General features: G+C 41.5%; 26 protein-coding genes, 1 other RNA gene and 1 pseudogene. 10 read left to right on the top strand and 18 right to left on the bottom strand.

Annotated elements, in window-relative coordinates; translation table 11 throughout:
- Window positions 1-10: 10 nt before the first annotated feature.
- The 6 genes and pseudogenes from NYE43_RS10375 to NYE43_RS10400 form a co-directional block, all read right to left on the bottom strand.
- Window positions 11-733, bottom strand: a complete 723-nt coding sequence (locus tag NYE43_RS10375; protein ID WP_101860568.1) for a helix-turn-helix domain-containing protein — start codon at window positions 731-733, stop codon at window positions 11-13.
- The gene (locus tag NYE43_RS10380) at window positions 733-1,485 is read right to left on the bottom strand and encodes a GNAT family N-acetyltransferase (RefSeq protein ID WP_341061788.1); all 753 of its coding nucleotides are present in this window, start codon (window positions 1,483-1,485) and stop codon (window positions 733-735) included. Before NYE43_RS10380 ends, NYE43_RS10375 begins: the two co-directional genes overlap by 1 nt.
- Before the next feature lie 78 nt (window positions 1,486-1,563).
- Window positions 1,564-2,139, bottom strand: coding sequence for a TetR/AcrR family transcriptional regulator (locus NYE43_RS10385; protein ID WP_095713085.1), 576 nt, complete (start codon window positions 2,137-2,139; stop codon window positions 1,564-1,566).
- Window positions 2,140-2,141: 2 nt separating this feature from the next.
- Window positions 2,142-2,846: pseudogene (locus NYE43_RS10390) on the bottom strand (MBL fold metallo-hydrolase).
- A 76-nt stretch (window positions 2,847-2,922) separates the two neighbouring features.
- Complete coding sequence (locus tag NYE43_RS10395; protein ID WP_024121704.1) at window positions 2,923-3,408, bottom strand: GyrI-like domain-containing protein; 486 nt, start codon at window positions 3,406-3,408, stop codon at window positions 2,923-2,925.
- 53 nt (window positions 3,409-3,461) lie between these two features.
- Window positions 3,462-4,400 carry a helix-turn-helix transcriptional regulator gene (locus NYE43_RS10400; RefSeq protein ID WP_101860565.1) on the bottom strand — a complete coding sequence of 313 codons (939 nt, stop codon included), beginning with the start codon at window positions 4,398-4,400 and terminating at the stop codon, window positions 3,462-3,464.
- A 206-nt stretch (window positions 4,401-4,606) separates the two neighbouring features.
- Here NYE43_RS10400 and csk22 point away from each other — a divergent pair, with 206 nt between their 5' ends.
- A complete protein-coding gene (gene csk22 / locus NYE43_RS10405) occupies window positions 4,607-5,149 on the top strand; it encodes a mother cell-specific sporulation protein Csk22 (RefSeq protein WP_095713089.1) in 543 nt (180 codons plus the stop codon).
- A 30-nt stretch (window positions 5,150-5,179) separates the two neighbouring features.
- On the opposite strand, the gene czrA is transcribed toward csk22, so the two are convergent.
- Window positions 5,180-5,512 (bottom strand): Zn(II)-responsive metalloregulatory transcriptional repressor CzrA, encoded by a 333-nt coding sequence (czrA, locus tag NYE43_RS10410; RefSeq protein ID WP_024121707.1) that lies wholly within the window; start codon window positions 5,510-5,512, stop codon window positions 5,180-5,182.
- Window positions 5,513-5,703: 191 nt separating this feature from the next.
- Between czrA and NYE43_RS10415 the strand changes: the two genes are divergently transcribed.
- On the top strand, window positions 5,704-6,378 hold the full coding sequence (locus NYE43_RS10415) for a lysozyme family protein (protein WP_024121708.1): 675 nt from the start codon (window positions 5,704-5,706) through the stop codon (window positions 6,376-6,378).
- Window positions 6,379-6,470: 92 nt separating this feature from the next.
- On the opposite strand, the gene NYE43_RS10420 is transcribed toward NYE43_RS10415, so the two are convergent.
- Both NYE43_RS10420 and NYE43_RS10425 read right to left on the bottom strand, forming a co-directional pair.
- Window positions 6,471-7,007, bottom strand: a complete 537-nt coding sequence (locus NYE43_RS10420) for a DUF420 domain-containing protein (protein ID WP_003231280.1) — start codon at window positions 7,005-7,007, stop codon at window positions 6,471-6,473.
- A 137-nt stretch (window positions 7,008-7,144) separates the two neighbouring features.
- Window positions 7,145-7,927 carry a VLRF1 family aeRF1-type release factor gene (locus NYE43_RS10425; protein WP_024121709.1) on the bottom strand — a complete coding sequence of 261 codons (783 nt, stop codon included), beginning with the start codon at window positions 7,925-7,927 and terminating at the stop codon, window positions 7,145-7,147.
- A gap of 170 nt (window positions 7,928-8,097) precedes the next feature.
- Between NYE43_RS10425 and NYE43_RS10430 the strand changes: the two genes are divergently transcribed.
- The 5 genes from NYE43_RS10430 to desR all read left to right on the top strand — a co-directional run bounded on the left by NYE43_RS10430 (window position 8,098) and on the right by desR (window position 12,704).
- Window positions 8,098-8,595, top strand: coding sequence for a hypothetical protein (locus NYE43_RS10430; RefSeq protein WP_024121710.1), 498 nt, complete (start codon window positions 8,098-8,100; stop codon window positions 8,593-8,595).
- Between the two features lie 64 nt (window positions 8,596-8,659).
- Window positions 8,660-9,637 carry a S66 family peptidase gene (locus NYE43_RS10435; protein ID WP_101860564.1) on the top strand — a complete coding sequence of 326 codons (978 nt, stop codon included), beginning with the start codon at window positions 8,660-8,662 and terminating at the stop codon, window positions 9,635-9,637.
- A gap of 158 nt (window positions 9,638-9,795) precedes the next feature.
- Window positions 9,796-10,854, top strand: coding sequence for a fatty acid desaturase DesE (gene desE, locus NYE43_RS10440; RefSeq protein ID WP_095713094.1), 1,059 nt, complete (start codon window positions 9,796-9,798; stop codon window positions 10,852-10,854).
- Window positions 10,855-10,973: 119 nt separating this feature from the next.
- Window positions 10,974-12,086 carry a two-component sensor histidine kinase DesK gene (gene desK, locus NYE43_RS10445; protein ID WP_024121713.1) on the top strand — a complete coding sequence of 371 codons (1,113 nt, stop codon included), beginning with the start codon at window positions 10,974-10,976 and terminating at the stop codon, window positions 12,084-12,086.
- Window positions 12,087-12,104: 18 nt separating this feature from the next.
- The gene (gene desR / locus NYE43_RS10450) at window positions 12,105-12,704 is read left to right on the top strand and encodes a two-component system response regulator DesR (protein WP_010334571.1); all 600 of its coding nucleotides are present in this window, start codon (window positions 12,105-12,107) and stop codon (window positions 12,702-12,704) included.
- A 504-nt stretch (window positions 12,705-13,208) separates the two neighbouring features.
- Here the strand turns inward: desR and NYE43_RS10455 are convergent.
- The 8 genes from NYE43_RS10455 to NYE43_RS10490 all read right to left on the bottom strand — a co-directional run bounded on the left by NYE43_RS10455 (window position 13,209) and on the right by NYE43_RS10490 (window position 20,041).
- Complete coding sequence (locus NYE43_RS10455) at window positions 13,209-13,586, bottom strand: sodium:solute symporter family transporter (RefSeq protein WP_326323895.1); 378 nt, start codon at window positions 13,584-13,586, stop codon at window positions 13,209-13,211.
- A 683-nt stretch (window positions 13,587-14,269) separates the two neighbouring features.
- Entirely contained in the window at window positions 14,270-15,133 is an 864-nt protein-coding gene (locus NYE43_RS10460; RefSeq protein WP_095713095.1) for a LysM peptidoglycan-binding and 3D domain-containing protein, read from the bottom strand.
- A 236-nt stretch (window positions 15,134-15,369) separates the two neighbouring features.
- Window positions 15,370-17,157 carry a DNA helicase RecQ gene (gene recQ, locus NYE43_RS10465; RefSeq protein WP_326323896.1) on the bottom strand — a complete coding sequence of 596 codons (1,788 nt, stop codon included), beginning with the start codon at window positions 17,155-17,157 and terminating at the stop codon, window positions 15,370-15,372.
- A 143-nt stretch (window positions 17,158-17,300) separates the two neighbouring features.
- Window positions 17,301-17,487: non-coding RNA, 6S RNA (gene ssrS / locus NYE43_RS10470), on the bottom strand.
- A 230-nt stretch (window positions 17,488-17,717) separates the two neighbouring features.
- A complete protein-coding gene (gene azoJ / locus NYE43_RS10475) occupies window positions 17,718-18,344 on the bottom strand; it encodes an FMN-dependent NADH-azoreductase AzoJ (RefSeq protein WP_024121718.1) in 627 nt (208 codons plus the stop codon).
- Window positions 18,345-18,495: 151 nt separating this feature from the next.
- On the bottom strand, window positions 18,496-18,987 hold the full coding sequence (locus tag NYE43_RS10480; RefSeq protein WP_095713098.1) for a TraR/DksA family transcriptional regulator: 492 nt from the start codon (window positions 18,985-18,987) through the stop codon (window positions 18,496-18,498).
- 121 nt (window positions 18,988-19,108) lie between these two features.
- Window positions 19,109-19,453 (bottom strand): PH domain-containing protein, encoded by a 345-nt coding sequence (locus NYE43_RS10485; RefSeq protein WP_024121720.1) that lies wholly within the window; start codon window positions 19,451-19,453, stop codon window positions 19,109-19,111.
- 384 nt (window positions 19,454-19,837) lie between these two features.
- Entirely contained in the window at window positions 19,838-20,041 is a 204-nt protein-coding gene (locus NYE43_RS10490; RefSeq protein ID WP_024121722.1) for a DUF6501 family protein, read from the bottom strand.
- Between the two features lie 228 nt (window positions 20,042-20,269).
- On the opposite strand from NYE43_RS10490, the gene dhaS reads away from it, so the two are divergent.
- The 3 genes from dhaS to NYE43_RS10505 all read left to right on the top strand — a co-directional run bounded on the left by dhaS (window position 20,270) and on the right by NYE43_RS10505 (window position 24,588).
- Complete coding sequence (dhaS, locus tag NYE43_RS10495; RefSeq protein WP_095713099.1) at window positions 20,270-21,757, top strand: aldehyde dehydrogenase DhaS; 1,488 nt, start codon at window positions 20,270-20,272, stop codon at window positions 21,755-21,757.
- 97 nt (window positions 21,758-21,854) lie between these two features.
- Window positions 21,855-23,753 carry a terpene cyclase/mutase family protein gene (locus NYE43_RS10500; protein WP_326323897.1) on the top strand — a complete coding sequence of 633 codons (1,899 nt, stop codon included), beginning with the start codon at window positions 21,855-21,857 and terminating at the stop codon, window positions 23,751-23,753.
- Window positions 23,743-24,588 carry a superoxide dismutase gene (locus NYE43_RS10505; protein WP_105955027.1) on the top strand — a complete coding sequence of 282 codons (846 nt, stop codon included), beginning with the start codon at window positions 23,743-23,745 and terminating at the stop codon, window positions 24,586-24,588. Before NYE43_RS10500 ends, NYE43_RS10505 begins: the two co-directional genes overlap by 11 nt.
- Before the next feature lie 31 nt (window positions 24,589-24,619).
- On the opposite strand, the gene NYE43_RS10510 is transcribed toward NYE43_RS10505, so the two are convergent.
- Window positions 24,620-25,957, bottom strand: a complete 1,338-nt coding sequence (locus NYE43_RS10510; RefSeq protein WP_268545064.1) for a sodium-dependent transporter — start codon at window positions 25,955-25,957, stop codon at window positions 24,620-24,622.
- Between the last annotated feature and the right edge of the window lie 114 nt (window positions 25,958-26,071).

The raw sequence follows: 26,071 nt of genomic DNA on the forward strand, positions 1-26,071 counted from the left end.
AACCAAAAGCTCATATTTTTTTATCCGAATGAAAGGTGTTCCGGTATATTCGGGGTGATACACCTGTACTTTTTGCAAACCATCTTGTAAAAGAAGAAAGGTTTTGAAAGCCGAGCGCTTGACTCACGACAGTCAGCGCAACATTTTTCTCAATCAGCATCCGTTTCGCTTCCTCAAGACGGAGGTCAGCTATATAGGCTTTAGGGGACTTACCGGTCTGTTTCTTAAACCAGCTTGAATAGTAAGCTGGGTGATAATGTTCAATTTTCGCCAGCTTTTGTATTGTCAGCGGCTCAGACAAATGACTATGGATGTATGCGATTGACGCATGAGTATGGGTTTGCAGTTTTTCTTTTATGTATTGAACAAGCAAATGGAGCGTGTGCGCTGAGCGTGTGTTTGCTTCCTCTATTAATAAGTGCCTGATCGAAGACCAAAAAGGATCGATTGCAGCTTCAATCCCTGCGGCTGCATGATGCTCCTCAATTTTCATCGCCTGAAGCGGCACATCCAGCACAAGACATTCATTTCTGCCAATAGAGCGGAACCGATGCTCGCACTCTGGCGGAATATATAAAAATTGATCCGGCTTTAATTTGACCTGCCGATCCTCTGTTTCAAGATCGATATTCCCTTCAAGGGGAAAAAGAAATTGGCTGTATGCGTGCTTATGTGAGGAATAAAGGCGTGTATATGTCCGTTTTTCACAGATAATCTCTTGAAGCGAATTCATCAGCCATCCTCCTTTTTGATCCGGTAATGGTGTTCCGATATAGGCAAGAACCCGATTTTTTCATACAAAGAAACGGCGGCTGAGTTTTCTTTCATCACTTGCAAGTACATATACTTGGCTCCATTGTTCATTGACCATTCAGTCAGAGCCCTGATGACTTGGGTCCCTGCCCCTTTCCCTCTATGTTCCTTTGCTACTACAACGTTGCTGAGTCCGCCATAGCCATCGATAACGGAAGCCGTGCCCACTGCTGTCAGGCTGCCTTGGTCATACATAGTGAAAAAGGTTTTACACGGCTGCATTCGTTTGAAAATGCTTGCATAGCCGCAATGCCGTTCGGCTGAAAATTCTTCCAATCGGATAAAATCATCAATCCATGAAGACGATGACTCCTGCTCCCACTTATATGTAAATCGGCTGTTGTCAAAAGTACGATCTAAAATATCGCAGCATGTTGCTGTCATTCGAAAACATTCATCAATCTTTTCATATCCGCTGTCTGCCAGCGCATCATCCAGTCCTTCCGGAGATGCGTCACTGATTTGAACACAAACGGGCAGGCCTAAACTTTTATAGAAATGCTCGATCTCTTTTTGGTAATCTCCTTCTGGCATGTCCGCCGATGTCCATACGCTGTTCGCCCGTTTGGTTACGCCAAAATTCGCTCTAAGAAGCCATTTCCCCATTCTTTTTTGAATATAAGACGGCCATGATGCTGCCGCTAATTGCTCAATTTTGTAAAAATCATGCATCGCCTCTTGCCTCTCCCTTATATATACTGCATGATATATTATACAATATTCAGAAATATAAGACATATATTATTTAGTTTACATAATACTTTTATTGTTTGTTGACAGACCCGATAGAAATAATCGAATTGAAAATGCTAAGCTGTCTGAAATATCTTCCTTTAATTCAAACGCTTCTTTTCCGATTAAAGTTGCGAATCCGTGCAGTAAGCTTCGTAGCCCTCTTGTTGCATGGATTACAGTCTGTTCGTTTGCATAACCGCTGTCAATTAGCAGTTTCGTGACAAGCCGGACAATCTGGTTTGACAGGCTTTCAGCTCTTTCATCTTGAATTTTAAGCAAAGTCGCTTCATAATAACCCGGATTTTCAACTGCAAACCCAACATATGCATCGCCTAAAGATAGCAAGGCGGACTCCCCCTTCTGTTCTTTGACGGAATCAGCCATCTGATCAAAAAGCCTTGTCAAACCGCTAACGGCAAGCTCTGTTCTGATTCCCTGCAGCCCGCTTATGTGATTATACAGAGACGGGGGCCGTACATTCATTTTTTTAGAGAGTGCGGCTAGTGTCACGCCGTTTATTCCTTCCTGATCAGCAATCTCTGCCGCCGCCTCTATAATCATCTTTTGATGTAATCCTGCTCTCGGTGACATGGTCAGACCCCCTTCTTTGCTTTTTGAATTGCTAATTTCATCAATTGTTCTGGTGAAGCAAGGAAATTCCCATGTCCGACCGCGAGACAGCTCGGCGCCTTGTCAACAAGCCATTCCGCGCTTCTTACAGCAGCCTCCTTATTCCAAGTGGCGAAGGCAGGAAAAGGAAATGTCCATCTCATCTGGCCGGAGACAGCTATTCCCCCGCGTAGTTGAAATGCATCCCCAGCTATTACAATTCCGTTTCTTGTGTCCAGAAACGACATGCTTCCCGGGGTATGACCTGGGGTTGAAATCGCAAGGAGAGAACCAATTGTTTCGCCCCCCGCCAGCAAAACGTCAGGCTTTGTTTTGATATTTTTTGGAATTCCTCCTTTTATAGGCGTCTGCGGTTCCTCTTTCCGCAAAGAAACATCACCTTTTAACAAAAATGAATCACGCTCGGATATGACAACCTATGCATGAGGAAAGGCTTGGGACAGTGCATCCAGCGAACCGACATGATCACCGTGCGCATGAGTCAGTAAAATGTGTTGTAACGGTTTTCCCAGCTGATTCACTGCTTGGATAATCCCTTTATAGCTGTTCGGAAGACCAGTATCAACTAAGGTTACTTCATTTTCTTCCTCTACAAGATAACAATTGACCGGAAATAATGTCGGATAAAACGTCAGCTGCCGCACAGTTTGATTCTGAATCATTCTCATATGATAACTCCTCCTGAATAAAAAACTAATGGTGTTAGTTTTATTATTAACTAATACCATTAGTTTTTCAAGAGTGTTATACCAAGTTTATGGCGACAAATATTTTAACCTGCGCCCGCTGCGGTGAAAGCGCACTTTGATCATACTGCTCAAAGTCTCCTGAAAACGTACGCAAATGGCGCTTATCCCAAGACCAGATTTCCTTCCATGTGTCGAGTACAATGTCTTCAATAGGACCGATTCTTGAAGTGAAAACAGCATAAGCGGAAGCCGGTAAATATATATCCTCATAAGGTTCCGGAAGCATGTCGCTATGCTCGGTAAAAGCGCCGACAGAAAATGTGTAAAACCCATTCTCCTGCTGTTCGTAATGAGAGTATAAAGCGATAATGCTCTGATCCTTTTTATTAGGCGGGAGTAACATGCTCGTATCCTGCTGCCAAAATCGATTCCATAAGAGCGGGATTTGTCTTTTTTCCGTCATTTCCAATGCATTGCTTGTTCTCTGTGACAGCCCTGAAAAGCGCTTTTGTTCTAAATGTGTCATATGTGAATAGCTCATATGATACCTCCTTTTTACCTAGATTATAAAAGAAGAAACCTGACAGCATTGTGTCAGGTTTCATATATTTTTTGCATATGAAAAATCGTATCTTTTACCTTTTCCCGGATATGAAGGGGTTCCAGGACCTCAATATCCTTGCCAAATTGCAGCAAGAAACCGATCAGCCATTGATCCTCAGGCAGAGATATCACCGCTCGGCAGGCTTTATTTTCATCCAATTGAAGGACATCATTTCCAAACCATTCACTTATACGCTGATGCGCACCGGGCTGGACAAGAATGACCAGTTCAGTTAAACGATCCTTTCGATACCAATTCGCATCCCAAGGCAGAGTCTCCAGCTGTATGTCTTTTCTCTTAAATGATTGATGTAAAACAGTCAGATCTTTCATCCGGCTTAATTTAAAAAAACGGAAATCGTTTCTAACCAGACAGTAGGCGTATAAATACCAGCGGCCTGTCTTGCACACCAACGTGTAAGGCTCTGTTTCACGGAGAAGTGTTTCCCCGTTTGCATTTGTATATGTAAATGATATGGTTGACGACCGATCGATTGCATCACTGATGTTTTCTCGAAGCGCCTTTTGGTCCTCTGTTTGTCCCCATGCCGTCATGTCAATAAACCATTTTTCCGTTTCTCGCTTAAATGCCTCTGCGGCCTGGTCAGGTATGAGATGTTTTATTTTTTGATAAGCCGCGCTGTGAGAAGCGGGTTCATACATCGATGAGACGCTCTGCAAAGCGGAAGCAATAGCAAATAGCTCCTCTTCTTTCAGCCACTCTCTTTCAAGCCGATACGTTTCCATCACACTGATCCCGCCCCCGGCGCCTTGTGAGGTTACAATCGGAATGCCCGCTCTGCTGATCGTATCAATATCTCGGTAAACCGTTCTGACTGATACTTCAAACAAATCAGCTAGCTCAGCAGCCTGCACTTGTTTTTTGCTGATTAATAACATCACCATCGCTAACATACGTTCCAGTTTCATTTTTCGCACCTTGTCTCCTGCTTTTATTTTCCAATATTATCATACCATTTTATGAGGCTTGGGCATATCTATTATGCAGCCTAAAGGCATCGTGCATATGTTATGAAAACAGGGGCCTCCCCTTCTTTTTTTATGGGCATTGTTTATTTAGACTACTATTTCAAAACGGATAAGCATACACTTCTCAACGGAGGGGATATCACATCATGCATCTTACACTTCAAAGCGTTTATCCTGTCGTGATTATCGTCTTTTTTCTGTATAAAAAAATCAAGCGATCCATCGGATATCAGCCGCTGAAGCCTCGCTGGCTTTTTACTCGTATGATTCTTTTTTCAATGTTTGCATTCGGTCTCACCATCTTCAGTCTCATTCATCCTTTTTTATACGGATATTTCATTATCGGCATTCTCGGCGGATGTCTGCTGGTTTTTTTCGCCAGGAAAAATCTCTCCTTTGAAAAACGCAGAGGAAAAATTTATTTTCGGACTCATATTTGGGTAGAGCTTATTCTGCTAACCCTATTTCTATCGAGATTTCTTTATCGTGTAACAGAGCTGTACCTTGCCGCGCCTGATTTACACAGCCTGGGATCTTACAGCCAGTCTATCGGTACTGATCCTTTCACGATTGGCGTCTGTTTTCTGATCGCCGTCTATTATATCGGTTTTTCCTCTATTGTAATCAAAATCAGCAGAAACGGACTGGAACAAAATGGGCACAGTAAAGAAAAAGACATCCTTGCTTAATCGCGACATGCGGCAGCAAGGATGTCTTTTTTAATCGTGTCTTGTATGATGGATCATTTGCTGAAGCACATCTAAAACATGCTCATCCTCGGGAGAATAGTAGATTGATGTTCCTTCTCTGCGCGATTTCACAAGCCGGAGATTTTTTAAAAACCTGAGCTGATGGGATACTGTTGATTGCAGTAAATTCAGTTTCTCCGCGATTCCGTTCACAGCATGTTCACCCTGAGAAAGCAAATGGAGAATTCTGATTCTCGTAGGATCAGAAAGCGCTTTGAAGGTTTGTGCGACTAGAAATAAAGTTTCTTCGTCCAAATCGGTCACCGTTTCATTCGCACGGTCCGTTTCTCGAAATTCAGTCATGTGTCTCACCTTTCTTATTTCATAGTTTTATCTTATAACAAATGACCTTTCATGCAAACCTGTCTCTTCTTGTTCCAATTTAATCTCATAGTTTAAATTTATGTTTCAAATCAGGTTTTCACTTGGTCTGGTATACGTTCTATGTCATAATGAAAAAGTCATACTGCTGCAAACATTGAGGGTGAAACACAGTGAAGAAAAAGAGAAAAGGCTGTTTCGCTGCTGCGGGTTTTATGATGATTTCTGTCTTTGTCATGGCCTCTTTTTTATTGGTCCTGCTTTTGTTCAACCGCGATTTAATCAAAAAACTTCCGATTGACACGAAAACAATTGTCCTCGAACGTTTAACTGATTATAAACCGCTGGTTGAGGACGAGCTTGAAAATCGGGGACTCTCCAATTACACATCGCTGATACTCGGCATGATGTATCAGGAGTCAAAAGGAAAAGGCAATGATCCGATGCAGTCCTCTGAATCTCTAGGGTTAAAGCGTAATGAGATAACAGACCCTCAACTCAGTATTAAACAAGGCATCAAGCAATTTACCCTCATGTACAAAACCGGTAAAGAAAAAGGTGTGGATTTGGATACGATTATTCAAAGCTACAACATGGGGGCAGGTTATATTGATTTTGTAGCTGAACATGGAGGAACGCATACTGAGGAATTGGCAAAACAATACTCCGAGCAGCAAGTCGAAAAAAATCCCGGGCTTTATACTTGCGGAGGAAATGAAAACAATTTCCGTTATCCGTATTGCTACGGTGATTACACGTACGCGGAAAAAGTAAAAGAAAAAACGAAAACTGTTGAAAAATCTTTACAAGTTGCAACACTTGAAACCATGGAATCAACGGCTCATTAAAGGAGCCTGTCAATTTACTGACAAAGCCCAAAACGATATTTGGGCTTTTGTTATGTTTACAAACCTCAAAAAAGCCATACAAAGTATGGCTTTTAATAATACGGTGATATCATCAAGTATACAATAACGCCTGTAAGGCTGACATACAGCCAAAGCGGCATTGTCCATCTGGCAATTTTTTTATGGCGCTCAACCTGCATGCTGAAGCCTCTGATCAGCGTAAACAGCGCAAGCGGCACGATGATTGCAGAAAGGCAGATATGCGTAATTAAAATAAAGAAGTAAATCGGACGCATAATACCTTCTCCGCCATACAGCGTATTCTCCGCAATCGAATGGTATGTGACATAGCAAATCAAAAACAATAATGTTGTCGTAAAAGCAGCTAAGATAAAGCGTTTATGCGCCTTAATGTTTTTTTGTTTAATCATAATCAGTGCCGCCAACAAGAAGATAAACGTAAAGCTGTTGAATATCGCATTCAGCATTGGCAAAATGTGAATATTCGCATGGCTGAACTGATCTAATTTGGGCATAAAAAACAGCACTGCGATTAAACCGTTAATCAGAACTGTCAGTGTTAGGACAATTCCAGTATAATTTTTCGGTTTATTTTCTGTTTGATTCATTTGGTGACCTCTCCTAATTTGTACTGGCTATCCAAATCGTATGCAAATTCAACGGAGATGTCAACGTTTTCGATGGCTTCGTCAGAAATTAGACACACTTCAGAAGGCCGGCGCTTTAATAGCACCAGCCTTTTGGTTTATGCCTCTTGCATTAAATGGTCAACAACCTTATGTTCATTTTCATTCAGCAAATTCTTTTGGATTTTCGAATGAACGGGTTTGTTCATATGCTGATCGAGGATGTCAGCCGTTTCTTTATCACCGGCAATGATCATCCGCTCCCATTTTTTTGCCGCGGCCTTTTGGTCGAGGTTGGCCGCCAGCCGCTTGTACAGTCTCGTTTGATTCTCCGTTACATGATTCTTCAGCTGTTCCTCTTCTAATGAAGCCGATGTGGTTTTAGAAGACTGGCTGCTCTCCCATGATTCATTGATTACGTCATATTCATAATGTTCCACCGCTTCAATTTTGCCTAAAACGGTTTCTATAATTTTCACTTCATTTTGCTGCGTTAAAATAAAAGCCGTGCTTGGATACGTTTTGCGCAAATTCTCCAGCTGATCAAGTACAGCTGTCTCTTCCCAGTAAAATTTTGTTTCAACAGGAATTTGAAGCTTGATCGCTTCCCATATACCGCTATTCGAAACAAAAAACACGAGGCTGCGCGGCATGTTTTTTCCTATTCCGTTAAGGTGCTGATAGATTTTGTCCGTGATTGCATTCAGACACTTTTCTTCCTCAGGGTCACTTGCTGCCAGATATTCTTTCAATCTGCCGAACCCTGACTTAAGGGCAATTTTCCATTCTCCCCCTTGCTGCTCTGGATCCCTCATATCTGTGTTGAGATATAATGAGAGAATTTTGTCCGGGGATTCCAATTGGACATAACGCAATTTCTTAATCAATGAATCAATCGGCATTCATATTCCTCCTTTTGCAACGGGTTACTTTTCTTTTTCCTCTCTTAAAACCAATCAAACCTTCCTTGCACTAAATTCTAGCAATTATGGATTTATCATTTACAAACGCCTTATCTATCTACTACAATTGGTTACTGTGTTTCTAACTATTTTTTGAAAGGGGTTTGATTTTGATTACCACTAAGGAAAAAAACCGCCAAGAGCTTGAAGAAGAGCTGAATCATTTAGAATTTCAAATTTATCGCATGCAGGAAAATATAAAGGATCTATCGAAAGATGCCAGAGTGCTTGGTATTGATCAATCGAAAGATGAAGATTGGATGATTGTTTCCTCGATTGATGATGGCCAAACATGCAAAATTATGCTCACAGATTGTGAAACAGCTTATAGAGGGAAAAGCTGCTTTTCACTTGTAGCATCCTATCAGGACGATGCCATTCATATTGGGGATATTAAAGGGCCTCCGAATTACGGCTTCGGTTCTATTTGTATGAAATATTTAAAAGATATTGCCAGAGACTGCAATATCCCGAAAGTTACCGGCGACATAGCCAAACGGGATTGGAATCATGTGGACAGACTCATTCATTTTTATGAAAAGCATCAATTTGAAGTATCCATTGACTACGATACACAATCAGGAAGCATTAAATGGACGGATTTCTAAAAAAGTCTGGAAGAATATGCCGAGATATGCTGTAATGGTGTAAAACTGTTTAGGAGGACCTGAAGTGTTTGCACCCAAACTGAAACCGGGAGACGAAATTCGAATCGTGTCTCCCGCCACCAGCATGTCCGTATTAACAAATGAAGCAAAGTTGCACGCAAAAACGACATTAGAACGATTGGGTTTTCGGGTGACCATTGCTGAACACGCAGAGGAGTTAAACGAATTCCAGTCATCCTCTATCGAATCAAGAGTAAGTGATCTGCATAGCGCCTTTTTTGATCCCGAAGTCAAAGCTATTTTAACAACACTCGGCGGATTCAACAGCAATCAGCTGCTGCGTTATCTTGATTACGAGAAAATCAAACAGAATCCAAAAATTCTTTGCGGCTATTCCGATATTACGGCTCTCGCCAATGCCATTTATCAAAAAACCGGTCTCGTTACATATTCAGGCCCCCACTTTTCTACGTTTGCAATGAAAAAAGGATTGGACTATATAAAAGATTATTTTCTGGCTTGCTGCGCTTCGGATGAAGCCTTTGAAATCCTGCCATCACAAGAGTGGAGTGATGACCAATGGTTTTCAGATCAAGAAAACAGGCACTTTTATCCCCATTCCGGTCCTATTGTGATCCAGGATGGCTATGCTGAAGGCACATTGATTGGCGGCAACCTGTGTACACTTAATTTGCTGCAGGGAACGGAGTATTTTCCGGAAACAGAAAATACAATTTTACTGATTGAGGATGATTATATGTCGGACGCAAACATGTTTGACCGCGATTTACAATCGCTCATCCACCTCCCTTCTTTTTCAAATGTAAAGGGGATATTGATCGGCAGGTTCCAAAAAGCATCAAACGTATCAATAGATCACGTAAAAGCGATAGTTGGTACAAAAAAAGAATTATCCGGCCTCCCCGTCATCGCAAACATAAATGCCGGGCACACCTCTCCAATTGCCACGTTCCCTATTGGGGGAACATGCAGGCTTGAAGCTGTTTCGGGTACATCACGAATATGGATCGACAAACATTAAACAGCTTGTAAAATCATTTTACAAGCTGTTTTCACATCTGCACGTCATCTCAGTCCACATGACAAATGTCATATATGATGCATGATGTGTGCTACTACAAAGGACTCCTCTCATTAGCGTATACTTAAGCGAGACACACAATGAGAGGATCCTTTACTATGACTGAACCAACCCTTAAACACAAACAAAAACTGCTGACAAAGCAAGTCGCTGCTTTTGCTCAGCCCGAAACAAAAAACAGTCTGATTCAGCTTTTAAACACGTTTATCCCTTTCTTCGGACTTTGGTTTCTTGCTTATTTCAGCCTCAATGTCTCCTATCTTCTTACTTTAGCATTAACAGTGGTTGCCTCAGGGTTTTTAACAAGAATTTTCATTATCTTTCATGACTGCTGCCATCAATCATTTTTCAAACAAAAGCGCTATAACCATATTCTCGGTTTTCTGACAGGTGTTCTGACTTTATTCCCTTACCTTCAATGGCAGCACAGCCATTCGATTCATCACGCGACCAGCAGCAATCTGGATAAACGCGGAACAGGCGACATTTGGCTGTTAACGGTAAACGAATATAAAGCCGCACCTAGACGCACAAAACTTGCATACAGACTTTATAGAAATCCGTTTATCATGTTTATTCTCGGACCAATTTATGTTTTTCTGATCACCAACCGTTTTAACAAAAAAGGTGCAAGACGTAAGGAGCGTATGAACACGTACCTTACAAACCTGGCAATTGTGTCATTGGCTGCTGTTTGCTGTCTCATCTTTGGCTGGCAATCGTTTTTGCTCGTGCAAGGCCCTATCTTTCTGATCTCAGGTTCAATCGGCGTGTGGCTGTTTTATGTACAGCATACATTTGAAGACTCTTATTTTGAAGCAGATGAAAACTGGAGCTACGTTCAGGCCGCTGTGGAAGGCAGTTCATTTTATAAACTCCCGAAACTGCTTCAATGGCTGACAGGCAATATCGGTTACCACCACGTTCACCATTTGAGCCCAAAGGTGCCGAACTATAAGCTTGAAGTTGCTCATGAACATCACGAACCATTAAAAAACGTACCGACAATCACCTTAAAAACAAGCCTGCAATCACTCGCATTCCGTCTTTGGGATGAAGACAAAAAACAATTTGTGTCATTTCGGGATATCAAACAAATATCTTTCCGCCTTCCGCCTGATTCAACAGAAAAACAGAAGCTGCGGGAGAACGCCTGACAATTAGGAGGTCTTCTTATACAACAAGAAGACTTCCTTTTTATTGTTCGGTGGTGCAATCTGGCTTTTACAATGGTAAAGTTACATTTAAGATGAAAAGCTGAAAATGAGGTTATATCATGATCAAAAAGCATTTTACATTTCAAAAACTAAGCGGGATCACGCCTTATATATGGACGATATTTTTCATCCTGCCCTTCTACTTTATATTTAAATCATCTTCTACATTTGTTATTATCGTCGGAATTATTTTGACGCTTTTATTTTTTTCGGTTTATCGATTTGCTTTTGTCTCAAAAGGCTGGGCCATTTATTTGTGGGCGTTTCTGCTAATCGGCATTTCAACCGCCTCCATTACGCTGTTCAGTTATATTTATTTTGCTTTTTTTATTGCGTATTTTATTGGAAACATAAAAGAACGCGTCCCTTTCCACATTTTATATTACGTACATTTAATAAGCGCAGCTGTCGCAGCGAATTTCAGTCTTGTGTTAAAAAAAGAATTCTTTCTGACACAAATTCCTTTTGTAGTCATTACCCTCATCAGTGCAATTTTATTGCCGTTCAGTGTCAGAAGCCGCAAGGAGCGCGAACGGCTGGAAGAAAAACTTGAATTTGCAAATGAACGGATTGCCGATTTGGTAAAATTAGAAGAAAGGCAGCGGATTGCCCGCGATCTCCACGATACGCTTGGTCAAAAGCTTTCTCTTATCGGTTTAAAAAGCGATTTGGCGAGAAAATTAATATACAAAGATCCCGAACAAGCAGCGCGTGAGCTGAAAAGCGTTCAGCAAACAGCGAGAACTTCTTTAAATGAAGTAAGAAAAATCGTATCCTCTATGAAAGGCATCCGGCTCAAGGATGAAATCATAAATATCAAACAAATTCTCGAAGCTGCTGACATTACATTTATCTACGAAGTTGAGAAATTGCCCGAAAATATCTCATTGCTTAATGAAAATATTTTGAGCATGTGCTTAAAGGAAGCTGTCACAAATGTTGTGAAACACAGTCAGGCTAAAACATGCCGAGTTGATATTCAGGAGCTCTGGAAGGAAGTTGTTATTACAGTGTCTGACGATGGAACATTTCAAGGAAGAGACACGTGCTTTTCAAAAGGACATGGCTTACTCGGTATGAGAGAGCGTCTTGAATTTGCAAACGGGAGCCTTCACATCGACACCAAAAACGGAACCAAGCTTACCATGACGATTCCTAATAACTCAAAATAAACAAAAAGGATGGCTTACATGATTAGTATATTTATTGCGGAAGATCAGCAGATGCTGCTGGGCGCTTTAGGATCACTATTGAACTTAGAAGACGATATGAAAGTTGTCGGCAAAGGAACAACCGGACAGGATGCTGTCGAATTTGCAAAAAAACATCAGCCCGATGTATGCATTATGGACATTGAAATGCCCGGAAAGACAGGCCTTGAAGCTGCTGAGGAGTTAAAGGATACAGGCTGCAAAATTATTATCTTAACCACTTTTGCCCGCCCCGGCTACTTTCAGAGAGCCATTAAAGCCGGCGTTAAAGGCTATTTGTTGAAGGACAGTCCCAGCGAAGAGCTCGCGAGCGCCATCCGAAGCGTCATGAACGGAAAGCGTATCTACGCACCTGAGCTGATGGAGGATATGTATAGCGAGGCCAACCCTCTCACAGATAGAGAAAAAGAAGTGCTCGAACTTGTGGCTGACGGAAAAAACACAAAAGAAATCGCCCAAGAACTCAGCATTAAAAGCGGAACGGTGCGAAATTATATCTCTATGATTCTAGAAAAGCTTGAAGTGAAAAACCGTATAGAAGCCATTACGCGCTCAAAGGAAAAAGGCTGGTTTAAGTAAAAGAGGATCTTGGCATATGTCCAAGATCCTCTTTTGTTCATCTGCTACTCCCCACGCTGAAACAGGAGATATGTTGCCGCTCCAAGAATGAAAATAACACATGACGCCAGCTTGACGTGCTTCCATGGTGTAATATCAACCTGCGGGTCATAATCAGGCTTGTATTCATTTTGCGCGGACGCAGCTTTCCTACAAGAAGCACAACTGCAACTGAAAAAGAAAGAGAAAGAGAACGGCCAGGATATACAGAAAATGAATATGAGTAAATAGACTTTTGATAAACCGCAGCAAATGCCGGTACTTTTTTCGTAAAGAAGCCACGGGGACATTAAAGAACCTGATCACCTACCTCTTGAAGATTGTATACTGGAAGGCATATCACACGAATCTTTCATAGACAGAAGAAAAGAGGAGTAAACACATGATCTACTCCTCTAATTAGTTTCTTGCCTCTTCACTTCTTCATAGTCTGGTGTTTTCTTTGATAAACCAAGGCGTCTGGTGCTATGACATAGATACAATCCCGAGGACTGCAACAAAAATGCGCCCTGATTTGACAATTTCACCTTTACCATCATCTAGCTTGAACATTGGCTTGTATATATTTAATGTAAACAAGGTAACTATACTGTTTAAAGCCCCACTGAAATAGCTTAAAATCGCCCTGAATAAAATAGCGGCAAAAACACCAGTAAGTGACGCTGGCGATAAGTCGATGATCAATCGAGGGTATACACTGTCAGCATTTCTATTCCGAAGCCATACAAATGAAAAGGCAGTCACTCCCGGAACTACTATATAATACACTCCGATCAGTTTAAAAGCCCCCTTCTGGCCTTCATCTGAATGTTTAGCGCCTAACGCACGCTGAACAAATTGCATGGTTCATAATACAGGTGATTCACTAATAAACCTGTTCAAATCGTCGGCCGGGATACATCTGCCGAATTACGAATATCGATTGATTGAGTTTTTCAATTATGTAATGCAGTCAGTCTTGCAATTCCGCTCCCAAAGCTGCCATTCTTCGACTGCAAGAACACCTAGAACCACAATAAAAAAATCGCCGGAAATTAAACCAATTCCGTATATCACATCTGCTAAAAGCAGCTGCTATCAGCCCGCCAAAAAAATGTAGCAGTCGTTACGCAAAAATGAAGGAAATCAGCTAAACCGCCATGAACGTGCTGATGCCAAACGTCTCCGTAATGCGGAAGACAAGAGCCTTGAATACAGCACTGTTGCTGGAATGAAACAGCATAACCTATGATCGCTGCTCCAAAAAAACAGGTATCGCCATTACTCCTGTTTTTAAGTAACGCGGGCGGCGCACTTGCTTCCCAAGACATGCTGTCATAGAGCCCGCGTAGCTTTGTCCATTAATCAAAGTAAAAGCCAGCACACCTTCTGCAAAGACAGTAGATGACAGGAGCGTTTACCTTCTATTCATCGAAATCAGAAGGAGCACAATTTTTCTTTTATCAGCGTATTATGTTTTACGTCTCTAAAAAACAAAAAAAGGACACGAGCTTAGAGCTACATGTCCTTTATCTTCATCTATTCTATTAATTTAACACTTTTACACTTACTGTTCTGACGCCCCAATTATGTGCATCACTTTTGTTTGGTACAAATACGTCAATTTTATTTCCTTTTATTGCGCCGCCAGTGTCTGCTGCTGTTGCTTCTCCATAACCTTCAACATAGACTTTAGAACCTAGCGGAATCACGTTTGGATCAACCGCAATAACTTTAGCATTCGGGTTCTTGTTTAAGTCGATGCCTGTTGCTGTAACGCCGGAAATGCCGCCGTCGTTAGCAGAGTAAGCAGTAGCAGTAACAGTTAGTTCTTTTGCCGCTTCTTGTTGATTTGTATTAGATTCAACAGCCTTTTCTTCTGTTTTAACAGAAGTTTCTGCTGCAGCCTTTGTTTCTTGTTTTGGTTGTTGTTGAACAGCTTCTTGTTTTGGTTGCTCTTTTTGCACAGCCTCTTGTTTTGTTTCAGTTTGAGGTGCGCTTGTTTGCGCATTCTCAGTCACTGTGTTTGTTGCTGTTGCCTGACCTTTTACTGAAAGTGCAGATCCAGCATAGATCATGTCAGAGCTTAAGTTATTCCAAACTTTCAGGTTGTTAACTGTCGTACCGAATTTTTGAGCAATCTTAGAAAGCGTATCTCCCGCTTTAATTGTATATTGCCCAGAAGTGGTTGTTTCTTCTGAAGAAATGGTCAGTTTTTCTCCCGCAATGATTGTATCAGAAGTTAACTTGTTCCATTCTTTTAGGTCCTTTAGGTTCACTCCGTTTTTCTGAGAGATCCCCCAGAGCGTATCACCCTTTTGCACCGTGATTTCTTTTGCAGAAGCGTGAGCTCCGAATGCAGTTGTTGAAAGTGCTGCAACTGCTACAAAGGACATAATCGTCTTCTTCATAAGTAAATCCTCCCTTGTTAGCTTTTTATTGGCGGCTAACAGGTGATATCGTAACACATGTAAATGTCAAATCAATAACAAAAAGATATGATTTAGATTACAGTTCCTTTACATGAAGGATTTCTCTCCGTTGGAAAGTCTTACTGAACCCTTGATATAATAGGCTTTTCAAGTCTTTTAAGTTCGGGTCAAAAAAAAGAAAAGAAAATGTGTTTTTCAAAGAAAAAAAGGTTGATTTATGCTTTTTTTGAGTCTGTCACCTGTACATAAGCTTGTATTTCTTCTAAAAAAAGCCGGCCATATTTTGCTCTTTTTTGTTCTCCGACTCCTTTTATAGACAAAAGTTCATCATCATTTACAGGCTGTTTTCCTGACATATCTTTCAGCGTCTGATCAGAAAAAACGACAAAAGGTGGAACACCCTGCTCCGCCGCAATTTGCTTGCGTAAGGTGCGCAGCCGTTCAAATAGCTCGTCATTTTCCGTAATGGCCTCTGCTTTTAATGCTTCTTTTCTCGCTACCGATAATTCGCCTCTCAGCACATTTCTCCCTTTGCCGCTTACAAAAAGAGTCGGAAATGTTCCATCTGACATCCTAATAAAGTCGTCAGCGATCAGAAATTCAATGAAGTCGCTGATTTCACCAACTGATTGGTGCTTTAATATTCCGTATGTTGAAAGGCTGCTAAAGCCGTTTTCGAGCACTTTTTTATTTTTTGATCCAGCGAGCACCTGGGCAACCATCGTCTTCCCAAAACGTTCATTCATGCGAATGATACACGATAAGACCATCTGCGCTTCTCTCGTCACGTCATGGGCTGTTCTTGTATCTGTGCAGTTTCCGCACTGTCCGCAGGCTTCAGCCTCCTTTTCTCCGAAATACATCAGAATAAATCGCTGCAGACAATCTTCCGTATGGCAGTAGTCAACCATTTGCCGCAGTTTTTTCAAGTCCTGCTTTTGCTTCTCTTCATTTTCCGATTGCTCGATTAAAAAGCGCTGCACCATAATATCCTGCGGAGAAAATAAAAGCACACATTCACTGTCGAGGCCATCCCGGCCAGCTCGTCCCGCCTCCTGATAGTAGCTTTCCATATCTTTCGGGATTTGTGCATGAAGAACAAACCTGATATTTGATTTATCGATGCCCATGCCGAAAGCAGATGTGGCAACCATGACCTGCATCTCATCGTTCAGAAACCTTTCCTGCTGTTCCTTTCTGACTTCGTCCTGTAAGCCCCCGTGATACCGCCCTGCGCTGACCTGATTTCGTTTTAATCGCTCATATATCCGATCCGCTTCTTTTCTTGTCGCGGTATAGATAATGCCTGCTTCATGTTTGTTTCTTTTTACATACTCTTCAATAAAACGATCTTTGTTTTCCCCTTTTGCAACTTTTAAAGTCAGATTATCACGGGAGAAACCGGTATACACCGTGTTTTCTTTTTGAATATGCAGCTGGCTGCATATATCATCATGCACCTCAGGTGTTGCTGTTGCCGTTAATGCCATGATGACGGGTTTGTCATTTAACTCACGAAACAGAATTTCAATGTTTCTGTAGCTTGGCCTGAAATCATGGCCCCATTGAGAAATACAGTGCGCTTCATCTATTGCTACTAAAGGAACGTCAATGCTTTGCAAAATACGAATAAATTCTGTTGACGTTAACCGCTCTGGTGTAATGTAAAAAAGCTTATAAGCTCCTTCTTTCAGCCCGTTCAGCCTTTCATATATCTCTTGATTGGTTTGCGTGCTGTTGATGTAAGCAGCTCTGATTCCCGCTTCTTCAAGAGCATCAACCTGATCCTTCATTAATGATATTAACGGCGAAATGACAATCGTTGTTCCTTCAAACATCAGTGCCGGAATTTGATAGCAAATTGATTTCCCCCCGCCCGTCGGCATGATGCAGGCCGTGTTTTGTCTCGCTTCTGTCACCGAACGGATGGCTTCCTCCTGCCCTCTGCGCAGCTTTTCATAGCCGAAATAATGCGACAAAAGAGATTGGGCTTTATGTAACATAACGTGTAACCCTCGCTTTTCCTTCAATTTCTCCCATCATATCACAAAAAATAACCCTGCATTTCTTCTCGGATGGAAATTGAATTTTCGATATAAAAATCCTTTTTCAGATAAAATAAAAAGCCATTTCCATAAAGGAAATGGCTTTCGCTACATCTTGCCGTATGCAAGTAAGAAAGTTTTAAACCACCACTCCTCAAAGTGGGTGTTTGCAGAAACGTTCCTGTCGTCCTCTACAATGGAGGCATGACATTCCGGCTTCGATATAAAACTCCCTATTACAGCTTAAAGGTTAAAACTTAATTAACAATACGTACAAAGTAGCTTCTTTTATATAGTACACCATCGGACATATTTTATCAAGGGGTAGATCAATTGTTCAGAAAAACTTTTTTCCGTCCGTAAAACTGTTTTTTCGCTAATATATCTAATGATTCGACAAACAAAAAATATATTACAATAAAAAACGGCGCTTTTTAACGGCAAGAAGTCATCACTTTCTTCTATATAATATGTACACGCAAAAAAACTCCTATCTCACGGATAGGAGTCTTCATTCATTAAAATTTAACAGCAAGCTCTTTCGCTTCTTGCAAGCCTTTTTCAACAATTTCTTGTGCTTTATCAGGCGCTGCGTTATGTCCCTCGATGACAACTGTGTGCAAGTCTTGAACACCCCAGAAACCAAGAACTGTTTTCATGAAGTTTAATGACATTTCTAGTGAAGCCATTGGCCCTTCTGAATAAACGCCGCCGCGCGCGTTAAGAAGTGCAACTTTTTTGCCGCCCATTAAACCAACTGGTCCTTCTTGTGTGTATTTGAATGTAACGCCTGCGCGAGACAGGTAATCCACATAAGTATGAAGCACTGCTGGCACTGTGAAGTTCCAAAGCGGGAATGCGAACACCACTTTATCAGCTTTTACAAATTGGTTCAGATATTTGTCAGCTGTTGCAGCTTGTTTTTTCTCTTCCTCAGTCATTTCCATACCTTGACCTGCTTTAAATGTTCCATTAATCATATCTCTTCCAAGGTAAGGAAGGTTTTCTTTATGAAGATCTAATTCAATCACTTCATCATTAGGGTTGTTTTCTTTATATGCAGCTAGAAATGCTTCGTATAGTTTAACTGAAACACCTTCTTCAGCTGTACGGTCACTTGATTTTACAAATAAAACTGTAGACATTTGTATTCCTCCCGGTAAACTTTTTATATTAACTTACAAATAGTATGTTACTTTCTTTTTTATGCAAAGTCAATCACTTTATTTCGAATATGAGATTTTTTTCATAAAAAAAAGCAAGTACACTTCATATCGGTGTACTTGCTTGCCATTTTCAGTTTGAATCCTGCTCACGGTCTAAAATCTCATACGTTTGAGAGCTTTTTTGATCAATTGTTTCTTTATTAGATAGATCTTTGACCTGTTCATGAAACTCCCTTTCGAATGACGGAGCATCCGTTTCCAAATCGTCCTCTACATCAGCTTGGGCTTCCACTGTCATTCTTGCGTACGGAACAGCTTCCAATCTTTCGTACGGAATGTCTTGACCTGTTTTTTCACAAATGCCGTACGTTCCGTCTTTTATCTTTTGTAAAGCCTGATTAACCTCCTCCAAAAGTTCCCGGTCTATTTCTTTTACCGTTTGGTCTGTCATGCGGTCTGTTACTAGCGTTCCGTGGTCAGCCATATGGTTATCGACCCCATTAGACAGCTCTCCTACTTCTTCAGTCATTGATTGTGTTTTCTTTTTTTCGCCAGACAATTCTTTTTGCATATCAAGCAATTTATGGTAGAGATGCTGAGTTTGTTCTTTAGTCAGTGCCATGTGTATCCTCTCCTTTTTTTCTCTGTTCCCAGTTTTGAATACTGACAAACCAAAAAAGCGTTTTTATGGCACAAAAAAAGCCAAACCATTCTTTGGGACGGCTGGCCTCAGTCAGTTTTATTCAGCTGCATAAATACTTTGTCAGCACCGCTTGCACTTCGCTTAAATCGGTATCTTTCGCAAATTCTAATTCAAAGGTTTTGCTTCTTGTCATTAATAAAAGTCCAGTATCGGGATCAAACATTCCCGCTTCTTGAATGGCAAAGCTTTCAATCGTTTTATATGGAAGAAATACACGAACCTTCTTTTTAGAAAACACCTTATTATCAAAGAAAATGATACGTTTGTTTGTAAAGCAAATTTGGTCAACCCGGAGCTTATAAATCGATTCTATTCTTTCCCCTTCAACGAGCAAAGCTTCAAGCTTCTTTGCGTCAGTTGATCTGCTAACAGAAAAAATACCCAATGAAGAACCCCTCTTTCTGCATTTATCTATTTTTCTTATGACGAGATTACATTAAATAAAATAAGTCCTTTATCCCTATATAAGAATACGACATAGAAGACATTTAAACCATTACGAACAGATTACATTTTTCAAATTTTTGATTTGTTTCTTGTCTTTTGAATTGTTGTCATCATGTAGTACGCACCAAAAGAGAAAAAAGTTTCATTTTCCGTAAATATTTTTTGAAAAATGAGTTTTTTAACGTTTCTGTTGTGTATCTGTTTTATTTTTCCTTTTTGAATCAAAGAAGAACCGCAGCTAAGCTGCGGTCCTTTGCATAACCATCCGTATCTTCAATTGTGACATCTTCTGTTTCTTCTCCCTCAGGAATTCGATCGGTGATTATACCTCTTCAAAATATTCTTTATAGTAACCGCCGATTTTATTTGTATTATCGACGACAAACAGAAATTCCTCTGTTTCATTCTTCACTTCATATTCTTTCCCTGGAGTTAATACGCGATTTACAATGTATTTTTTTGCGTTTGTCTGAACACACTTTACTTTTTTAATGGTTTCTTTTTCAAGCCAATTTTTATGTATCATGATGAAATCTCCTTTACTTGTCTATAAGCCTATTGTAGCTTTTTTCTTTTGTAAATTGCAATATCGGTTATTCATTGATTTTGCCTTGTTTTCTAGTATAGAATGTTTGTATACGCTTACTTCCACAGTAACGATCACAGCTAATTCCTGCTCTTCAATGAAGCAATAACCATTCTATCACCAAGAATCTCAGAACAGACCATAAAAATGACTGGAGGTTTGTTACGAATGAGTTCTTTAACGATGCAAGTGAGTAAAAGGCTGGAGACATTTTTACAGGGAACAAAGAAGCTTTATATTGATGGAAAGTTTGTTCCGAGTGCCTCAGGGGCAACCTTTGACACGCCCAACCCGGCGACAGGCGAAACCTTAATGACGCTGTATGAAGCCCAGGCAGAGGATGTGGACAAAGCCGTTAAAGCTGCCCGCAAAGCCTTTGATCAAGGCGAGTGGAGAACAATGTCTCCAGCATCGAGAAGCAGACTGATGTATAAGCTGGCAGATTTAATGGAAGAGCATAAAACTGAGCTTGCCCAGCTTGAAACCCTTGATAACGGAAAACCAATAAACGAAACAACAAATGGAGATATTCCGCTGGCTATTGAGCATATGCGCTATTACGCAGGCTGGTGTACAAAAATAACAGGGCAGACAATCCCTGTTTCCGGCTCCTATTTTAATTACACACGCCATGAGCCTGTCGGCGTCGTCGGGCAAATCATCCCATGGAATTTCCCGCTTCTTATGGCGATGTGGAAAATGGGTGCGGCTCTTGCAACCGGCTGTACCATTGTACTTAAGCCTGCTGAGCAAACCCCGCTTTCAGCTCTTTATTTGGCTGAGTTAATTGATAAAGCCGGTTTCCCTGACGGTGTCATCAATATCATTCCGGGATTCGGTGAGGATGCGGGAGAAGCACTTACCAACCATGAAGCGGTTGATAAAATTGCCTTTACCGGATCAACAGAAATCGGAAAGAAAATCATGGGCACGGCGGCAAAAAGCATTAAGCGGGTCACCCTGGAACTGGGCGGAAAATCACCTAATATCCTGCTCCCGGATGCGAATTTGAAAAAAGCCATTCCAGGCGCTTTAAACGGTGTCATGTTTAACCAAGGCCAAGTCTGCTGTGCGGGCTCACGCGTCTTTATTCATAAAGACCAGTATGATGAAGTTGTCAATGAAATGGTGTCTTATGCTGAATCACTCCGCCAAGGAGCCGGACTTCATAAAGATACCCAAATCGGCCCGCTCGTGAGCAAGGAGCAGCATGAACGCGTTCTTTCTTATATTCAAAAAGGGAAAGATGAAGGAGCTAAAGCTGTCACTGGCGGAAGCTGCCCTTATGAAGAAGGATATTTTGTCGCGCCGACTGTGTTTGCGAATGTGGAAGACGATATGACCATCGCTAAAGAAGAAATTTTCGGACCAGTCCTGACGGCCATACCATATGAAACAGTGGATGAAGTCATTGAACGAGCTAACCATTCTGAATACGGACTTGCTGCCGGACTATGGACCGAGAATGTAAAACAAGCCCATTATATCGCAGATCGTCTTCAAGCCGGGACTATCTGGGTAAACTGCTATAATGTGTTTGACGCAGCTTCCCCATTCGGCGGTTATAAACAATCCGGACTCGGAAGAGAAATGGGCTCCTATGCTCTAGATAACTACACAGAAGTCAAGAGTGTATGGATTAATCTTGAAGACTAAAAGCTTTTAAAAAAACTGCTGCCAGCCAGCAGTTTTTTCTTTCAGTAATGGCAGCATAAGCGGATGAATATATATCTTTCTGAAGGAGTTGAGCGTGATGAGCACACTTCAGGAGAAGGTGAGGCGCTATCAGCAAAACACCATTTCAGAGCTGAAAGATAGGCAAAATGATGACGGTTCTTGGACATTTTGCTTTGAAGGGCCAATCATGACGAATTCTTTTTTTATTCTGCTCCTCACCTCACTTGATGAAGGTGAAAATGAAAAAGAACTCATTTCGGCGCTTGCAGCCGGCATTCGCGAAAATCAGCAGCCAGACGGAACGTTTAACAATTTTCCTGACGAGACAGACGGCAATATAACAGCTACCGTCCAAGGATATGTCGGAATGCTGGCTTCAGGATGCTACCATCGAACTGATCCGCACATGAAAAAAGCTGAACAATTCATTGCATCACATGGCGGCTTGAGAAATATTCATTTTATGACAAAATGGATGCTTGCAGCAAATGGCCTTTACCCTTGGCCCGCTTTATATTTGCCATTGTCGCTTTTAGCAATTCCCCCAACATTCCCGGTTCATTTTTATCAGTTCAGCACATATGCCCGTATACACTTTGCCCCGATGGCCGTAACACTCAATCAACGATTCACACTAAAAAACCGCAAAATTCAATCTCTCCGCCACCTCGACCCGCACATGACAAAAAATCCTTTGACTTGGCTCCGTTCCGATGCTTTCGAGGAGAGAGACCTCTCTTCTGTTCTGACTCATTGGAAGCGCATTTTTCGTGCACCCTTTGCTCTTCAGGAGCTGGGCTTACACACAGCTAAAACGTATATGCTTGACCGGATTGAAGAAGACGGCACACTGTACAGTTATGCAAGCGCCACAATATTTATGGTATACAGCCTTCTGTCACTTGGTGTGTCACGCCATTCACCGGTCATCCGAAGGGCAATAAATGGCATCAAAGCATTGGTGGCTGAATGCGGCGGCATTCCTTACTTAGAAAATTCCACATCCACTGTTTGGGATACTGCATTAATCACCTATGCGCTTCAGCAAAACGGCGTTGCCGAAACAGACGGTACAATGTCAAAAGCCGCTTCGTTTTTACAAAAGCGGCAGCATACCAAGATAGCAGATTGGTCTGTCAAAAATCCAAATGTATCTCCAGGCGGCTGGGGATTTTCAAATATCAACACGAATAACCCTGATTGTGACGACACCGCAGCCGTCTTAAAAGCAATTCCCCGCAACTTCTCTCCTTCTTCTTGGGAGCGAGGTGTGGCTTGGCTTTTATCGATGCAGAACAATGATGGAGGGTTTTCCGCCTTTGAAAAAAATGTGAACCACCCTCTTATCCGCCACCTCCCGCTTGAATCCGCCGAGGATGCGGCTGTTGATCCCTCAACCGCCGACCTTACCGGGCGTGTGCTGCACTTTTTAGGTGAAAAAGCTGGCTTTTCAGTTAAACATCACCACATTCAGCGTGCTGTGAACTGGCTTTTTGAAAACCAGGAACGTAATGGATCTTGGTACGGACGATGGGGTGTTTGCTACATTTATGGCACATGGGCTGCCTTGACCGGTATGCACGCCTGCGGAGTTGTTCGAACACATCCTTCGATACAAAAGGCAATCCGGTGGCTCAAAACCGTACAAAATGATGACGGCAGCTGGGGTGAATCCTGCAAAAGCGCTGAGGTCAAAACCTATGTGCCGCTTAAAGAAGGAACCATTATACAAACTGCCTGGGCTTTAGATGCTTTATTGCAATATGAAAAACCCAGTCATCCAGCAATTGTAAAAGGAATGAACTACCTCATGGACAGCAGTTCTCATGACGGTAGAAGCTTGACTTATCCAGTGGGAATCGGGCTGCCAAAGCAATTTTATATTCGGTACCATAGTTATCCTTATGTGTTCCCTTTGCTGGCTGTCAGCAAGTATTTGAATTCTATTGAAAAGGAGACAGCAAATGAAACGTGAATCTTATCAAACCGAGATGTTCAATTGGTGTGAAGCCTTAAAAGATCAGATTCAAAAACGAGGACAGCTTGATCAATTTGAGGATCAAATCGAAAAGATGATTGAAGCGCTGGAGGATGACCAGACGACAGAAGAAGAGTGGTATCAGCAGGCCGCCACACTCTATCGTGATATTACACAATCAGAAGAAACAGGTGAAAGACGTGCCTTCGTTCCTATAGGAAAACATGTTCTCCCAAAGCTTCCGTACAAGTACTCCGCTTTAGAACCTTATATTTCGCGTGATATTATGGTGCTTCATCATACAAAGCATCATCAAAGCTATGTTGACGGACTGAATAAAGCAGAATTGGAGCTTAAGAATGCCAGAGCTTCAAAGAACTATGACTTGATCACTCATTGGGAAAGAGAGCTGGCATTTCATGGAGCTGGCCATTATTTGCACAGTATTTTTTGGTTTTCTATGCATCCAAACGGAAAAAGACGTCCTACTGGAGCATTGTTTCAAATGATCGATCTTTCATTTGGAAGCTATTCGGCCTTTAAGGAGCATTTTACCCAAGCTGCAAAAAAAGTGGAGGGTGTCGGGTGGGCCATTCTTGTCTGGTCCCCTCGTTCCGGACGGCTTGAGATTTTAGCCGCAGAGAAGCACCAGCACTTCAGCCAGTGGGATGTTATCCCTCTTTTGCCGCTTGATGTATGGGAACATGCTTACTATTTGCAATATAAAAATGACCGCGGGAGCTATGTTGATCATTGGTGGAACGTAGTCGATTGGCGTGAAGCCGAAAAACGTTTTGAACAGGCAAAAGAAGTTGTATGGAAACTCTATTAAAAAAGCCCCCTTTTCCAGGGGGCTTCATTTTTTAAAAAACACCTAATACATGTAAAAATACAATAATGATTGCAACAGGTGAAAGATAACGTATCAGCAGAAGCCAAACCGCAAACCACTTTCGCTTGAGGTTTGAGCCGCTTTTCAGCTCGTTAAACAAATCCTCTTTCGGTATTTTTAACGGTACAAAGATAGAAATCAATAACGCTCCTAACGGCATTAAAATATTGCTGACCAGAAAATCAGCTGCGTCAAAAATAGACATGTGAAAAATGGTAACATCACTTAAAACCCCGTATGATAACGCAGACGGTACGCCGACCAGAAAGATAGCAATCCCGCCGATCCAGGCAAATCGTTTTCTTTTACTAACATCGCCTTTAGAAAGTACAGCGACCAAAATTTCAAGCATTGAAAAGGCAGAGGTCAGTGCCGCAAATAAAAATAAAATTAAAAATGCTAATAAAAAGACAATTCCGAACGGCATTTGATTAAACACAGTCGGCAGCACATTAAATAACAGAACAGGCCCTTGATCCGGTTTGAGACCGAATGAAAAAACAGCTGGAAAGATCGCGATTCCCGCCATAATGGCGACAAGGACATTCAAAACCGTAACAGATACAGCAGACTGCACCAGATTTTCTTGTTTCTCTAGATAAGCACTATACGTTACCATTACAGATACACCGACACTTAATAAGAAGAAGGACTGGCCCATCGCATATAATATCGTATTGGCGTCAATCGCAGAGATATCAGGTGTCAGGAAAAACTTAATACCTTCTATCGCTCCATGAAGTGTAACTGAACGCACCATTAAAATGATAAATAATATAAAAAGCGCCGGCATTAAAATTTGGCTTGCTTTTTCAATTCCGCTGCTTACACCTTTTGCGACAACCAAAATTGTGACCAGCATAAACAGCAGCTGGCCTCCTACAGCCAAATAAGGATTTGAAATAGTATTCGCAAACAGCGTATCAAATCCTGAAGTATGCGATAAACCGCCGGTAAAGCCTTTAAAAATGTAATTTAAAATCCATCCGCCGACGACGCTGTAGAATGATAACAGAATAAAGCACGTCGCCATGCCCAAATAGCCTATCCAATGCCACTTAGACCCTGGAGAAAGAGATTTATAGGATTGGACGGCATCTTGCTGTGTTTTTCTGCCTATGATGAATTCACCGAGCAATAATGGCAGTCCGATTAAAATTGTAAATAAAATAAAAATAAATAAAAACGCGCCTCCTCCGCTGGTGCCTGCTACATATGGGAATTTCCATATTGCACCGAGACCGATAGCCGATCCAGCCGCAGCTAAAATAAAGCCCAGCTTCGAAGACCATTGATTAGCTTCCTTCACCCTATCACTCCTATTTTCCAAAACAGTTTAAAGGTTCATTGTAAGAATATCTACCTATATAGTCAAGAATATTTTGATTAGTTTACATAATATATTTATCATCTATCTCCATGG

Source organism: Bacillus sp. FSL R5-0434 (genome assembly GCF_038004745.1).
Taxonomy (GTDB): Bacteria; Bacillota; Bacilli; order Bacillales; family Bacillaceae; genus Bacillus; species Bacillus halotolerans.

Bases quoted from the DNA above. Each gene is read 5' to 3' on its own strand.
- NYE43_RS10375 (WP_101860568.1), bottom strand. From the start codon at position 733: ATGAATTCGCTTCAAGAGATTATCTGTGAAAAACGGACATATACACGC.
- NYE43_RS10380 (WP_341061788.1), bottom strand. From the start codon at position 1,485: ATGCATGATTTTTACAAAATTGAGCAATTAGCGGCAGCATCATGGCCG.
- NYE43_RS10385 (WP_095713085.1), bottom strand. From the start codon at position 2,139: ATGTCACCGAGAGCAGGATTACATCAAAAGATGATTATAGAGGCGGCG.
- NYE43_RS10395 (WP_024121704.1), bottom strand. From the start codon at position 3,408: ATGAGCTATTCACATATGACACATTTAGAACAAAAGCGCTTTTCAGGG.
- NYE43_RS10400 (WP_101860565.1), bottom strand. From the start codon at position 4,400: ATGAAACTGGAACGTATGTTAGCGATGGTGATGTTATTAATCAGCAAA.
- csk22 (WP_095713089.1), top strand. From the start codon at position 4,607: ATGCATCTTACACTTCAAAGCGTTTATCCTGTCGTGATTATCGTCTTT.
- czrA (WP_024121707.1), bottom strand. From the start codon at position 5,512: ATGACTGAATTTCGAGAAACGGACCGTGCGAATGAAACGGTGACCGAT.
- NYE43_RS10420 (WP_003231280.1), bottom strand. From the start codon at position 7,007: ATGAATCAAACAGAAAATAAACCGAAAAATTATACTGGAATTGTCCTA.
- NYE43_RS10425 (WP_024121709.1), bottom strand. From the start codon at position 7,927: ATGCCGATTGATTCATTGATTAAGAAATTGCGTTATGTCCAATTGGAA.
- desE (WP_095713094.1), top strand. From the start codon at position 9,796: ATGACTGAACCAACCCTTAAACACAAACAAAAACTGCTGACAAAGCAA.
- desK (WP_024121713.1), top strand. From the start codon at position 10,974: ATGATCAAAAAGCATTTTACATTTCAAAAACTAAGCGGGATCACGCCT.
- desR (WP_010334571.1), top strand. From the start codon at position 12,105: ATGATTAGTATATTTATTGCGGAAGATCAGCAGATGCTGCTGGGCGCT.
- NYE43_RS10455 (WP_326323895.1), bottom strand. From the start codon at position 13,586: ATGCAATTTGTTCAGCGTGCGTTAGGCGCTAAACATTCAGATGAAGGC.
- NYE43_RS10460 (WP_095713095.1), bottom strand. From the start codon at position 15,133: ATGAAGAAGACGATTATGTCCTTTGTAGCAGTTGCAGCACTTTCAACA.
- recQ (WP_326323896.1), bottom strand. From the start codon at position 17,157: ATGTTACATAAAGCCCAATCTCTTTTGTCGCATTATTTCGGCTATGAA.
- azoJ (WP_024121718.1), bottom strand. From the start codon at position 18,344: ATGTCTACAGTTTTATTTGTAAAATCAAGTGACCGTACAGCTGAAGAA.
- NYE43_RS10480 (WP_095713098.1), bottom strand. From the start codon at position 18,987: ATGGCACTGACTAAAGAACAAACTCAGCATCTCTACCATAAATTGCTT.
- NYE43_RS10490 (WP_024121722.1), bottom strand. From the start codon at position 20,041: ATGATACATAAAAATTGGCTTGAAAAAGAAACCATTAAAAAAGTAAAG.
- dhaS (WP_095713099.1), top strand. From the start codon at position 20,270: ATGAGTTCTTTAACGATGCAAGTGAGTAAAAGGCTGGAGACATTTTTA.
- NYE43_RS10500 (WP_326323897.1), top strand. From the start codon at position 21,855: ATGAGCACACTTCAGGAGAAGGTGAGGCGCTATCAGCAAAACACCATT.
- NYE43_RS10505 (WP_105955027.1), top strand. From the start codon at position 23,743: ATGAAACGTGAATCTTATCAAACCGAGATGTTCAATTGGTGTGAAGCC.